General features: G+C 47.7%; 16 protein-coding genes. 9 read left to right on the forward strand and 7 right to left on the reverse strand.

All coding sequences use genetic code 11. The features are described 5' to 3' along the window. The first annotated feature begins 2 nt into the window (after positions 1-2). The 3 genes from GS501_RS07835 (at position 3) to GS501_RS07845 (ending at position 4621) form a co-directional block, all read left to right on the forward strand. Positions 3-482, forward strand: a complete 480-nt coding sequence (locus tag GS501_RS07835) for an aminoacyl-tRNA deacylase (RefSeq protein ID WP_160831306.1) — start codon at positions 3-5, stop codon at positions 480-482. A gap of 172 nt (positions 483-654) precedes the next feature. Then, positions 655-1152 (forward strand): DUF5320 domain-containing protein, encoded by a 498-nt coding sequence (locus tag GS501_RS07840; protein ID WP_160831307.1) that lies wholly within the window; start codon positions 655-657, stop codon positions 1150-1152. Positions 1153-1327: 175 nt separating this feature from the next. Further along, complete coding sequence (locus GS501_RS07845; protein ID WP_160831308.1) at positions 1328-4621, forward strand: efflux RND transporter permease subunit; 3294 nt, start codon at positions 1328-1330, stop codon at positions 4619-4621. Positions 4622-4816: 195 nt separating this feature from the next. Here the strand turns inward: GS501_RS07845 and GS501_RS10145 are convergent, their stop codons facing one another. The 3 genes from GS501_RS10145 to GS501_RS09885 all read right to left on the reverse strand — a co-directional run bounded on the left by GS501_RS10145 (position 4817) and on the right by GS501_RS09885 (position 6032). Then, on the reverse strand, positions 4817-5173 hold the full coding sequence (locus GS501_RS10145; protein WP_370517977.1) for a non-oxidative hydroxyarylic acid decarboxylases subunit D: 357 nt from the start codon (positions 5171-5173) through the stop codon (positions 4817-4819). Positions 5174-5410: 237 nt separating this feature from the next. Further along, positions 5411-5632 (reverse strand): UbiD family decarboxylase domain-containing protein, encoded by a 222-nt coding sequence (locus GS501_RS10150; RefSeq protein ID WP_370517978.1) that lies wholly within the window; start codon positions 5630-5632, stop codon positions 5411-5413. Then, positions 5613-6032, reverse strand: a complete 420-nt coding sequence (locus tag GS501_RS09885; RefSeq protein WP_237442475.1) for a UbiD family decarboxylase domain-containing protein — start codon at positions 6030-6032, stop codon at positions 5613-5615. Before GS501_RS09885 ends, GS501_RS10150 begins: the two co-directional genes overlap by 20 nt. A gap of 122 nt (positions 6033-6154) precedes the next feature. Between GS501_RS09885 and petA the strand changes: the two genes are divergently transcribed. The 6 genes from petA to GS501_RS07875 all read left to right on the forward strand — a co-directional run bounded on the left by petA (position 6155) and on the right by GS501_RS07875 (position 9991). Next, positions 6155-6820: a ubiquinol-cytochrome c reductase iron-sulfur subunit gene (gene petA / locus GS501_RS07855; RefSeq protein WP_160831309.1), complete on the forward strand. Its 666-nt coding sequence runs from the start codon at positions 6155-6157 to the stop codon at positions 6818-6820. 20 nt (positions 6821-6840) lie between these two features. Continuing rightward, positions 6841-8022, forward strand: a complete 1182-nt coding sequence (locus tag GS501_RS07860; protein WP_160831310.1) for a cytochrome b N-terminal domain-containing protein — start codon at positions 6841-6843, stop codon at positions 8020-8022. Then, a complete protein-coding gene (locus tag GS501_RS07865) occupies positions 8019-8672 on the forward strand; it encodes a cytochrome c1 (RefSeq protein WP_160831311.1) in 654 nt (217 codons plus the stop codon). Before GS501_RS07860 ends, GS501_RS07865 begins: the two co-directional genes overlap by 4 nt. 195 nt (positions 8673-8867) lie before the next feature. Continuing rightward, positions 8868-9074, forward strand: coding sequence for a cold-shock protein (locus GS501_RS07870; protein ID WP_160831312.1), 207 nt, complete (start codon positions 8868-8870; stop codon positions 9072-9074). A 96-nt stretch (positions 9075-9170) separates the two neighbouring features. After that, positions 9171-9503, forward strand: coding sequence for a hypothetical protein (locus GS501_RS09890; protein WP_202405355.1), 333 nt, complete (start codon positions 9171-9173; stop codon positions 9501-9503). 65 nt (positions 9504-9568) lie between these two features. Beyond that, positions 9569-9991 (forward strand): GNAT family N-acetyltransferase, encoded by a 423-nt coding sequence (locus tag GS501_RS07875; protein WP_160831313.1) that lies wholly within the window; start codon positions 9569-9571, stop codon positions 9989-9991. Between the two features lie 3 nt (positions 9992-9994). Here the strand turns inward: GS501_RS07875 and ureG are convergent, their stop codons facing one another. The 4 genes from ureG to ureC are packed head-to-tail and all read right to left on the reverse strand — an operon-like array spanning position 9995 to position 13465. Next, on the reverse strand, positions 9995-10612 hold the full coding sequence (ureG, locus tag GS501_RS07880) for an urease accessory protein UreG (protein WP_160831314.1): 618 nt from the start codon (positions 10610-10612) through the stop codon (positions 9995-9997). Continuing rightward, positions 10609-11277: an urease accessory protein UreF gene (locus GS501_RS07885; RefSeq protein ID WP_160831315.1), complete on the reverse strand. Its 669-nt coding sequence runs from the start codon at positions 11275-11277 to the stop codon at positions 10609-10611. Before GS501_RS07885 ends, ureG begins: the two co-directional genes overlap by 4 nt. Beyond that, a complete protein-coding gene (locus tag GS501_RS07890; RefSeq protein WP_160831316.1) occupies positions 11277-11756 on the reverse strand; it encodes an urease accessory protein UreE in 480 nt (159 codons plus the stop codon). The genes GS501_RS07885 and GS501_RS07890 overlap by 1 nt, the downstream gene beginning before the upstream one ends. A gap of 11 nt (positions 11757-11767) precedes the next feature. Then, complete coding sequence (gene ureC / locus GS501_RS07895; protein ID WP_160831457.1) at positions 11768-13465, reverse strand: urease subunit alpha; 1698 nt, start codon at positions 13463-13465, stop codon at positions 11768-11770. Between the last annotated feature and the right edge of the window lie 9 nt (positions 13466-13474).

Genomic DNA, 13474 nt, shown 5'->3' on the forward strand with positions numbered 1-13474 from the left:
TTATGACGACACAAACATCCGCAACTCTTTTTCTTCAGCAACATAATGCCACATTCACCACATGCCATTACGACTATGCCCCTCAAAAAGGACATATTGGAGAGCAAGCCGCTCACGCTATTGGCGCACACCCGGATGCTGTGTTTAAAACATTGGCGGCTAAGATAGATCGGAAACAGCCTGTGTTCGCCGTAATCCCTGTCAATAAACGTGTAAATTTTAAAGCCCTTGCTGCGTCCCTCAACGGCCGCAATGCCAAAATGATGCAGCCGTCCGAAGCACATGAACGCACTGGCTTTGTCTCTGGAGGAACAACACCATTTGGATCACGTCAAACATTCCCTGTCGTGATTGATCACAGTGCGCTCTCTCATAGTGAAATTTGGATCAATGCTGGAGCTCAAGGATTTTTAGCCTGTCTTTCTCCACAAGAAATTCAACGAGTTACAAATGCAATATTTGAAAATATTTCAGATGAATAGTTAAATTATCTTTTTAAATACAAAATACTTACAGAGTAAAATTTCATCATTCTTCTATATGGTTTTTATTCTTATCGTAAAACCTTTCCGTTTTATGACAACAATTTCACTCCTTTTCTTTATACCAGCTCCCTATATGTAAGACACGTAACACCACCGAGTGGAGGACATTATGCTTCACCTTTTTTCATCTCACCGGAAACCACTCATGCTGTTGGTTTCTGGCCTACTGCTCAGTGCTCCTTTGTCGGAAGCTCAAGCACATCATCATCATGGTTTTGGATCGTCCTTTGGCCGCGGTTTAGGCTTCGGTATGGGAAGTGGGATCGGCTATGGCGTTGCTGACTTTGGTATGAATAGTCTCTTTAACGGTTTTTCTGGAGGCTACAACTCTCCTGGATATTATAACCCTCCTACCTATTACGCGCCGCCGAATAACTACAACTATGGCTATGCGGCACCATCCTATGCACCACCACCGCCGCCTGAAACAAACATTACTATTGTGAATGCACCACCACCACCGCCACCGCAAACTGTGCCGGCTTATCCTTACCCCGTTCCTGGCTACACGCATTATCAACCTAATGTGGGTTACACAGCAGAAGCACGCGTTACGTATGTTCCAGGCTATGGCAATGTTCCTGTCGCCCCGCCTGTAACACCTTGAATTTCGCTAAGTGATCATTCAAAGTGAGCACCATATTGGGAGAGGCATGGCATTGTTAGCCACCTCAACTGGTTTCGCCGCCTCTTCCCTAACATGTTGCTATATGGCGTAGCCTTACCCTCTTGTTCCCTCCAGTGACACAAGCGAAGGCTTTTGCCCATGTGGGGGGCTAAGAGTGGTCTTTTGTCGGTTGTTTATTGATCGTCCTGTCGCTACGACCCTCCTCGCCATTGCTATTTTTTTAGGTGGGTGCGTCGCGCTTCCCTTTTTACCTGTTTCTACTATGCCGGATATCACGGCTACCTCTATTATGGTTATCGCCAATCAACCTGGGGCAGACCCACAACAAATGGCGACATCTGTCGCAACCCCGCTTGAACGACGCTTATCGGCTATTGCAGACGTTCAAACGATTGAATCTGATACACAAAGCGGACAAACATCTATCGTTATGGAGTTTTCTCCATCGCGTAACATTGATGGTGCTCTTCGAGATGTGCAGGCAGCTCTACGTGCCGCACGAGGTGACCTTCCTAGAGGAACACTCGACTCCGATCCGGAAGCCTTTAAAATGGAAGGAGGAAATCCTGCCTATATCCTTCACTTAACATCAAAATATGTTACACGGTCACAACTTTACGATATAGCAACTATACGCGTACGCCCCCTCCTTGCCGAAGTTCCAGGTGTCGCACGTGTGGAAATTTTCGGTACATCAACTCCCGCTGTCCGTGTAGAACTCAACCCTTACCCCCTTTATCGCTGGGGCATTAACCCTGAAGACATTCGCTCTGCCCTCGCCTCTGCCAATGCTTATACGCCAAAAGGCTTTATCACATACAATCATCAACGCATTGAACTCCGCACAAATGACCAAGCAATTAATAGCCGTCAATATCGTGATCTTATTGTAGGTTATCGTAACAATTTTAACCCAATCTACCTTCGCGAAATTGCTACCCTCGTAGATGACGTCCAAGACGTCTATCAAACAAGCTCATTTAACTCCCTACCGGCTATTACCCTTATGGTAATGCCACAACCTCACTCCAATACAGTAGACATCGTCAATGGCATTCATGCCCACCTTTCTACATTACGAAATATGCTGCCACGGAATGTCGATGTGCATGAAGGAGTTGATCTCTCACGCAGCATACGCGCATCGCTGATAGACGCAAAAATTACGCTCATCACCTCTATTTTACTGATCGTCCTGGTTGTCGCACTCTTTTTTCGCCGCTTCGTCAGTACCTTTATCCCAGCCATTACCGTTCCTGTTGCCCTATCGGGCACCTTAGTCATTATGAAAGCCTTTCACTTTTCTCTTGATACGCTTTCTCTCATGGCCCTGACGATCGCCGTTGGATTTGTCGTTGATGATGCCATTGTCGTGTTAGAAAATATTGCACGCCATATGGAAGAAGGTCTTCCACGCCATGAAGCCAGCATTCATGGGACTAGTGAAATTGTCTTCACCGTCATTTCAATTAGCTTATCTTTGATCGCCGTTTTCTTACCAATTCTATTCATTCCTGGAACGCTGGGCTCCATTCTATATGAATTTTCCATGACCATGATTGCCGCAATCGCCCTCTCCATGGTCTTGTCCCTCACTTTAACCCCGATGCTCTGTGCTCAATTTTTAGAGGTTTCTTCCCACAATAAGACATCAGAGCCACATCCTATAAAATGGTACGATTACCTTGCCCAAAAACTAGAAAGTTTCCTCAATGCGTTAACAACGCTCTACGGGCATACAATTTCTTGGAGTTTACGCCACCCCATTCTCGTTGGTCTCACGCTTCCTGGTAGCTTTATCGTCCTTATTTTTGGCATCATTGTTATGCCAAAATCAGCCATCCCAGATATGGACTTAGCAATTTTGCGTGCCACTATTTCTGGGGAGCCCTCTCTCTCCTTCCATGCTCTACACAGACGCATGCAAGAAGTGGAATCTATCGTACAGCGCGACCCCGCTGTTGAATCTGTATCATCATTCAGTGACGATAGCCGTTCTTCAGAATCATTCATTACCCTTAAAGATAAAAATCATCGTGACTCTATCCCTGTTGTTCTCGAACGTCTCCGTAAGGCGATCCTTCCTACAGCGGGGACAGATGTCTTCCTGACATCCTTGACGGGAAGTAGTCAGGGAGGAAGCAAGGCCGCAACCGGAAATTATCGCTATGTCCTTCGTAGCGATGAAAGTGGCCCTCTTTATCATGTCGTCCCATCGTTAATGGCGATGTTACGCAAAAGTGGAAAGCTTACGAACATCACCTCCGATGCAGAAAACCAAGCATTCTCCGCAAATGTTAATGTCCAACGTGATCTAGAAGCGCGCTATGGCATAACACCGCAGCTCGTCCAAAATGCTCTTTATGACTCTTATGGACAAACAATCGTCTCAACAATTCACCTTCCACTCACAGACCACCGGGTCGTTATGGTTCTTGGAGAGCAATTCCGTGAAAACCCACGTCTCCTCCATCATGTTTGGATTTCAACATCTGCTGGAACCGCGGCAGGAGGAATCGCGTCCAATCTTATTCGTGTCCGTGGAGAAGGGCATATTAGCGTCCAGAATAGTATCGCGACACAATCCATCACCAATGCGTTAGCCAATAAAATTTCGGGAACATCCTCGAACGGAGCCGCCGTCTCGTCATCACGTGAAACGATGATCCCTCTCGATAATGTCACGAAAACGGTCTATACTCCGCTACCCTTAAAAATTTCTCATCAAAATGGCAGTTACTCTTCAATCATCACTTTCGATCTTTCCCCAGGAACAACCTACGATGATGCTGTAGCCCTCATTACACAAGGATTGGTCGCTCAACATGCCTCCGATCAAATTCGCGGCAATTTCACAGGAACAGCAGGTGAAACCAATTCACTCATGGTTAACTCCCTGATTGCTTTCGGCGCCGCTGTCGCTGTGATGTACATCACACTGGGCATTCTGTATGAAAGCCTCATCCATCCCATTACCATTCTCTCAACACTTCCTTCTGCTGGAATCGGTGCAGTTCTCGGTTTATGGGTTGCCGGCGATTCCTTTAGCTTGATCGCTATTATCGGCATTATTCTCCTAACGGGAATTGTTAAGAAAAACGCCATCCTTGTGATTGACTTCGCCCTTCAAGCCGAACGCCAACAAAAACTTTCTCCACGGGACGCAATCTACCAAGCGTCCATCATTCGATTCCGACCTATTTTGATGACCACACTTGCTGCTGCGCTTGGGGCCATTCCACTGATCATCGGTAACGGATATGGATGTGAATTACGCCATCCCCTGGGCGTATCTATCCTCGGGGGCATGATCATCAGCCAATTACTGACATTCTACACAACACCTGTCATATATCTTGCTATGGAGCGGCTCAAACAACGCAGCTCCCATTATTCGCGCTATTTTCTACAACGCCTCAGACGCCGTAACTCTCCCTCTCATACATAGCGCCTATATGGATAAATATTGTCCTTAATCAGGGCATAATATCTGACGTTAAGCAGGCGCCCCCGGCGATTTACTGGGGGTAAGCTTTCTCATACCCTGTACGACCGAGGGGAAACTACTCAGCTCTTAGAAACTTACCATTCCCACAAAAAACAATATCTATGCTGTGTTAAACAGCCTATTTTACGATCTTACCTAGAAGCAAGGTAAGATCGTAAAATAGCTATCATCCCTCGCCAAAACTCTTCTCACCGTCACGTCCGTGCAATGGGATAGGAATTTCTGACATAATTGGTGTGTCATCCAACTCTGCTTGATTGAGCTTAAACTCAGAGCCGTAACTCTTGGGATTCGTAATAAAAAATCAGGCTCAGTGCGTCGCCAAGCAAACATGCATGTTTCACACTGATAGACCTCCCACACTCCATTGACCGGAGATGCAGTCAGAATACCTATCTTAGCAGATTTACAACGGGGTCTTTTAATTCTTGCCCATAATGACCGTATGTTTCCGCCATGACCAGCGTCGTTGCATCCAATAACAAAGCTTATGCGTCATACCTGCCAGACTGGAACCAGGAGCGAGTGGCAAAACAGCTAGACCCGATATTTGAACTAAAAAAACTCTAGATTGAATTTTGTCGAAATCGCCCACATCACCTGATTCAGATTAAATGGCTCTACCGTTTCATCAAACGACGATGACAACCTTAGCAAATCTCCAAAACGACGCTTCGTCGATACGATAACAACAAGACATGCGTATAAAGCGCATTCACAGCCTGAATTTCAGGGAAAGCCTGCTTGAGCTGCACATGCAAAGGGCACAAATAGTCCCCCCATGAGATAATCTATCTCGATCCAGGGCATGCCCTGGTAACGATGCTCAAACAAAGGATTTTTACGATGAGATACTTTCGTGATTTCTAGAACTGGCATCCGGCGAACGCCTGAATAATGGCCGGTACATTCGCCAAAAGGCCCTTCACTTTCACGAACCCTCGAAAGAATTTTCCTTCAAAAATGATCTCAGTCCCCAAAGGACCTGTAACCCATTTCTAGCTTTAGCAACGGGATAAGGCTCTTGTGCAATCGCCCCTGCCATCTTGTATTCGGACTGGTTACAGAAAATAGGCATCGAACCGACCGTATTAATGATCGGATCATTCCCAATACACATAGCAATGGGTAAATCTTGGCCTATTTCTTCTGCTTTGCGCAAATGGATGGCAATATCATGCGCCGGTACTGGCTGTATGCTCATGCGATTCTTACCCTTAACTTGCAGGCGATAAATGCCAACATTCCGGGTATCCTCATTATCCCAATCTGTTACGTCACATAAGATTGTAACAGCTTTATCAATGTAAAAACCACCATCCCCTTCGTTTAGGTTCTGTTGTGCTGTCATCTCCCAAAATCGACAAGAGGGCATGAAAATTTGCAAATTGTTATGGGTATTGTTGTACACTTCATGAAATACTAAACTAAAGCTCAATTTTACGACAGCGCCGTGGACATTGAGAGATTTTTATGGACGATACACCACAATCTCATCCGCCATCTTCGTCACAGGAGTGTCATGCGCCTACCACGACGCGTCGCCACGTATTAGAAATCAGCACGGCAGCCCTTGGTGGCGCTGGAGCGTGTGCTCTGGCAGTGCCTTTTCTTAATAGTCTTCGTGGTACACAAACAGCCATTCAACAAGCGGAAGAAGAAAGTGCCCTTCTTGATGTTGATGTAAGTGATCTCACTCCTGGGGCACAAAAAAACGTCATCTGGCGTCATTGGCCTGTCTCTATTCAACGGCGCACGCCACAAATGCAGGAAGCCCTGAAGAGTGCCGAGCTCCTCCGTCAATTGCGAGACCCCTACTCTAAAGCGCGGCAACAACCTCTTGATGCCGCCAATCTCTATCGCTCCTTAAATCCCGAATACGGGGTTTTTATTACGGTCTGTACCCATTTAGGCTGTATTCCCACGATGCATGACATCCCGGGATTGCCAAGCTCGGGAGGTTTTTTCTGTCCTTGCCATGGGTCACAATTTGACGGTGCTGGACGTGTTTTACAGAACATGCCAGCTCCCTATAACTTACCTGTCCCTCCTTTATTCTTCCTAACCTCAACAAAATTACGCCTCGGTATGAGCAAAGCCGATCCTCATTTTGATATAAATACCATCCAGCAAATCTGAGAGATAGGAAAGCCTCTTCAATGACCCCTCCACCCTCTCCCTTTTCTCATTGGCTCAATAAACGACTCCCTTTTTTACGTCCCTTACATCAACATTTCTCACGCTTCCCCATGCCCCCTGTGAATGGGTGGTGGACATTAGGGGCCTGCTTAATCGCTATTGTGTTACTTATGGGAGCCAGCGGCCTGTTTCTCGCTCTCAATTATACCCCTGATATTCAACAAGCTTTTAGCAGTATCGAAACCATCGAACGCCGCGTTCCGTCTGGCTGGCTCATTCGTTCCCTCCATATGGGCGGGGCGACGGTCTTTTTTGCTGCTCTATACCTCCATATAGGCCGCGGCTTGTGGTACGGCTCCTATAAAGCACCACGTGAGCTTGTATGGCTCAGTGGCCTCCTCCTTATGGTCCTCTTTATGACGACGGCCTTTGCCGGTTATGTCCTTCCTTGGGGACAAATGTCTTATTGGGGGGCAACGGTTATCACACATGCTATCGAAGCCATCCCAGCCCTAGGGAAACCACTTGTAACCTTTCTTCTTGGTGGGAATGACCTCGGAACCGTTGCACTTCATCGGCTTTTCGTGCTGCATTTCACGCTTGGTTTTATTGTTCTTGCAATCATCGGCCTTCACGTATTGTGCCTACATGGTGTTGGCTCCAGCAACCCAACAGCTGACAGCCCTACCCCCATCACCACAACCCGCCCCTTCCACTCTGACTACAGCATCAAAGACGGTCTTGCTGTATGCGGCGTGCTCATTATTTATGCTATTTTAATCTTTTTTTTGCCTGATTGGCTCGAGAAAACAAGTAATCTCATTCCCGCTGACCCGCTTAAAACCCCGAGCGATATTACGCCAGAATGGTATCTTGCCCCTTTCTACGCCATGCTCCGTGCCGTCCCTTCTCGCCTTGGTGGCCTGATTATTGCGGCAACCAGCATTATTATTTTATTTGCTCTCCCTTGGCTTGACCAATCTCCAAGACATAACGCCACATACCGTCCTACTATCAGAGTGGGTATGACCCTTGCTTTCATGGCTTTTCTCACACTTGGCATCGCCGGGTTACATACCCCAAGCACGATATGGCTGTGGCTCAGCCGACTAAGCCTTATTGTATGGTTCAGTGTCTTTTTACTTATCCTTCCTCTGACCGCACGACATGAACGCCTCTCTCCGAAGGGAGACCACTCATGAGATCAATGATCCTGATTGTAGGTTTCTTCTGGGGTGGCCTCTTTACGATAACACCCGCCATCGCCGACACAGCCGAGCAAAGGGGACTCTTTGTTTTCCAACATGTCTGCAGCGCCTGCCACGGTATGGAGCAAGCACATTATGGAGATATGGCGGCTCTCACCTCTTCTCTCCCAGCTTTACAAGAATGGAGCAAACAGCATCAGGCCAACTTAGAGTCTCCCATTGCGTCTCCATATCCAAGCATTGCTGTTGGGAAAGCCGCTAATGGTGGAGATTTTCCGCCTGATCTCTCCCATATTGCTCGTACCATTCGAGGCGGAACTCCCTATATTGAAGCGATATTACAAGATTATCATGCCCCACCTCCCGGCATGACCTTAGCGGCTCACGCATATTATAATCCAACAGCCCTTACCCATCACCATCGCTTCCGTATGCCACCTCCTTTACATGACAATATGCTGATCTATCCGGATGGTACGAAAGCCACTGTTCCCCAGATGGCCCATGACGTGACAGCCTTTTTACAATGGAGCAATGACTCTCACCGGAAAACACGTTCCATCATCGGAAGCTGTGTTCTGCTCTATCTTGTAATCATGGGAGGGCTTTTGCTCGCTTTAAAGAAAACAACCTGGAGCCATTAATTCCCTTTAAAAACATAAGATATGTCACTTTCTTTCAAAAAGAACTTGCATTCCCTCACTGGATGGAACATAGTGCACGCAAGGTAGTGCCTCTCTAGTGAGCAGAAAGTACGTGACGTTCTGTTTCCATTCTGGAGGTGATGATAGCGAATAACGTTTTTTCGCGACTGCCGTGTTATATAAAGGAGCCTCGTTATGGAAACAGGCACCGTAAAATGGTTTAACCCAACCAAAGGTTTTGGTTTTATTCAACCAGATAATAGTGATCAGGATGTCTTCGTTCACATTTCTGAACTGCAGCGTTCTGGTATGCAGAGCCTCAATGAAGGCCAAAAGATTTCTTACACCATTGAAACTGGACGTAACGGCAGAGAAGCTGCTGTAGGTCTTAAAGCGCTTTAAGTGCTTTTATTGACTATGGTGTCAAAAAAAACCGCCTTCCCAGGCGGTTTTTTTTATAGAATACACTCCTGCTCAGCCCGCAGTTATGGAGTCGTCATGACACTCAGATTTACTCGATTTACCCTTGCATTGCTCATCTCTCAGTTAGGGTTTACAATAACAGCTAAAGCGACGTGCCAGCCTCAGGCTATTAATCGCTATGATTTCCCCGTTCAACGTTTAGACGAAGCATTACAAGATTTATCTCACCGTTCTGGATGCCCTATCCACGTTACCCCAGAAGCTCTAAAAGACCGTCAGGCTGCTACGCTCCATGGGCGTTACCATGCCTTCACAGCCTTAAGACGCCTCCTCCGCCATAATCCAGAACTCAAAGCTGAAATCGTCAAAGATGGATTCTTAGTCCGTGATGTTCAGCACAAAACCTAAAATAATAGCGACACACATTTCCTTATAAAAAAGTGATATTCGCCGATCCTATACACCAGTCCACTATGAATAGATCAGATCCCACCATCACCCCTATTTCCCTAAACGACTGTCTTCCTCTTCGCCAGAAGGTGCTATGGCCTTCTCTCACCCAAGAAGCATGCCGTGTTCCTCATGATGAGGAGGGTTTTCACTACGGGATTTTCTGCCAAAACACATTAGTGGGATGCGCATCTCTCTTCCTGCTACCGTCACACGAGATACAATTACGCAAACTCGCTATCCTTCCAGACTATCAAGGCAAAGGGTTAGGCACCCTCCTTCTCAAATATCTCCTCGATCAAGCCCGGCATCATGGGGGAAAACGGCTCGTGCTTGATGCGCGCCTGAGTGCAACCAAATTTTATGAGAAACTTCATTTTACCACAGGAGGTTCGCCTTTTTTCAAAAAGGACGTTCCCTTTATCCGCATGAAGAAAGTTCTCTAACCTTTAGAGCAAACCACCTTTCTCGCAAATAAACTGCGCTACAGCATCGACCCCCTCGCGTGCACGAATATTCGTAAAGACAAAAGGCCTCTCCCCGCGCATTCTCCGGCTATCACGGTCCATAACCCCTAAATCAGCCCCAACAAGAGGTGCCAAATCTGTCTTATTGATCACCAAAAGATCACTTCTCGTAATTCCTGGTCCACCCTTACGAGGGATTTTATCGCCTGCCGCAACATCAATCACATAGATCGTTAAATCAGCCAATTCTGGACTAAAAGTCGCCGCTAAATTATCGCCACCACTTTCAATCAGAATAACCTCAAGGCCCGGGAAGTTTTTTTGAAGCGTATCAACCCCTGCGAGATTAATACTGGCATCTTCACGGATAGCCGTATGAGGACAGCCTCCCGTCTCAATCCCTAAAATTCGACCTTCTGGCAGAGAGCCTGCACGAATAAGAAATTCTGCGTCCTCTCGCGTATAAATATCGTTGGTAATTGCCGCTATATCATAACGATTTCGTAAAGAATTACACAGCGCATCCATCAATGCTGTCTTACCACTCCCTACAGGACCACCAATACCAACACGTAAGGCTGGCCGAGAATGCGTCATCATGTTCGAAATAACCTCATTTCTAATGTTTCATGCTGCATAGCTGCCAAATCAGCACGCGGCGAAAAGCTTCCCGCCTCTTCTAAAGAATGAGTCGCACTCATCTGGACAGCTTCTGTCATAGAAACTTCCATTGCTGCCAAAGCACGCAAACCATCCGTTTGCCCTAATGGGACAAGACGCACAGCAACAGAGATCAATATGTTCACAACGCCCTGCACATAAGCCAGAACGAGCATCTCTTCATCCATCCCAGCTTGGCGAAATACGGCCCCATACGCGACAGCAAGTGGCCACCGAAGGTGTGGTTCCTCTAGTAATTCCGCCCCAAATCCCCATACACGAACAGCACGTAAAAAAGCTTCTCCCTGTTGAACTGTCTCTTCAAAACGTTCACGAGAAGAGGCCATCGCACATCCCATCTGAGCAACCGCACAGAGATCCTTATACGTATCGGCACGAAATGCAGCGCGTGCCGATACAAGCTCAAGCTGAATACTGCCATGGCCCAGAAGAGACGCTATCCAATCGCATAAGGTTTCACGATCCTTCACATCACCCTGAGCAATCGCGTACTCTAAACCATAGCTATAAGCGTAACTCCCAATAGGGAAAGCGGGAGACACCCATGCCAATAATCGAATCAGAAGTGCGTTATGTGTGACCATCACGCCGTGTGGTGGTGGTGTCCACCATGTGAGGCGCTCTCTCCATTCTGAGACTCATAAGCCCCTCCCTCTGGATCAAAACCAGCCTGCAATAGATGCAGATGACCTCCCAATCCCCGCAGCATATCTTCCAATACAGGATCGCGACGGATCAAAAGACGGTCCACTTCCACCATGGTTGGACAATGGCGATTCCCCAAATGCCAAGCTAGGCGCATTAAACTGAGGGAATCCGCAGCCGTGATCTCCACCACATCTTCAGGCTCAGCCTCTACTAAAATGAGGCGACCATCGTCACAGCGTAATCCATCCCCTGCCCGCAAATGCCGTGCCTGAGGTAAATCAAGCAGTACCTCTTTTCCAGAGTGCAGAGAGACAACCATACGTCGCCGATAGCGCCCTTCATAATCTGCACGGAACTGATCCACAGCCTGCGCTTCATCCCACTTCCCCGCGAGAACAACCTCAACAACTCGCATTTTATTCCCCCTCAAAACAGAAAATAACGTTGTGCCATCGGAAGCGAACGCGCCGGCTCACACCGTAATAATTCCCCATCTGCCCGTACATCATACGTCTCTGGGTCCACTTCCAGCTCAGGGAGCGCATTATTGTGGATCATATCCGCCTTCCCAATCTCTCCCCGCGTGTGTTTCACCGCACTCAGACCTCGCTTTAATCCCAAATCAGAAGCAAGATCACGCTCGAGCGATGCTTGAGAGACGAATGTTAGGCAGCTCTTTGCCAAGGCCCCACCAAAAGCCCCAAACATAAACCGCCCTTGTACGGGCTGAATGGTGGGAATAGACGCATTAGGGTCCCCCATCATAGCGTGAACAATCGTTCCGCCTTTAACCACCATATCAGGCTTCACCCCAAAGAAACCCGGCGTCCATAAAACTATGTCTGCGAGTTTTCCAACTTCAAGAGACCCTATTTCATGTGAAACACCATGAGCAATGGCAGGGTTAATCGTATATTTCGCGATATACCGTTTAACGCGTTGATTATCAGCAGCGCCATCACCCGCTAATGTCCCACGCTGTTTCTTCATCTTATCCGCTGTCTGCCACGTACGAAGGATAACCTCTCCCACACGCCCCATAGCTTGACTGTCGGAGGAAATCATAGAAATGGCGCCCATATCATGCAGAATATCTTCTGCCGCAATAGTCTCCCCACGGATACGACTTTCCGCAAACGCAATATCCTCAGGCACACGACGGTCAAGATGATGGCACACCATGAGCATATCTAAATGCTCATCTAAGGTATTGACCGTATAAGGACGTGTTGGGTTTGTCGATGATGGGAGAACATTCGGCAGCCCTGCAACCCGAATGATATCGGGCGCATGCCCACCGCCAGCCCCTTCAGTATGATACGCATGGATCGTCCGCCCACGGAACGCTTTAATCGTCTCTTCTACAAAACCCGCTTCATTGAGCGTGTCCGTATGGATCATCACCTGTACATCCATCTGATCCGCAACAGACAAACATGTATCAATAGCCGCAGGTGTACTGCCCCAATCTTCGTGAAGCTTTAAACACGCAGCCCCAGCACGCACCATTTCTTCTAAAGCACCAGGACGAGAAGCATTCCCTTTCCCCGCAAAGGCAAGGTTAACCGGTAACCCTTCCGCTGCTTGTAACATTCGCGCGATATGCCAGGGGCCTGGTGTGCACGTCGTCGCAGCAGTGCCCGTTGAAGGCCCGGTTCCTCCACCAAGAAGAGTCGTAACGCCAGAACATAATGCCTCTTCTACCTGCTGTGGGCAAATGTAGTGGATATGACTATCCATCCCTCCCGCTGTAACAATCTTCCCTTCTGCGGCAATAATTTCCGTCCCAGGACCGATAATAACATCTACTCCTGGCTGTACATCTGGGTTCCCTGCTTTTCCGATAACAGCAATACGGCCATCACGCAGGCCGATATCCGCCTTAATAATCCCCCAATGGTCGATGATGAGAGCGTTTGTAATGACAGTATCCATCGCCCCTTCAGCGCGACTTCGCTGGGATTGCCCCATACCATCTCGGATCGTCTTTCCACCCCCAAAACGCACTTCCTCACCATAAATGGTAAGGTCACGCTCCACCTCAATCCACAAATCTGTATCCGCTAAACGCAGACGATCCCCCGTTGTCGGGCCAAATGTATGGGCATACTCATAACGATCCATCGCGTAAGA

The organism is Saccharibacter sp. 17.LH.SD (assembly GCF_009834805.1).
Taxonomy (GTDB): Bacteria; Pseudomonadota; Alphaproteobacteria; order Acetobacterales; family Acetobacteraceae; genus Saccharibacter.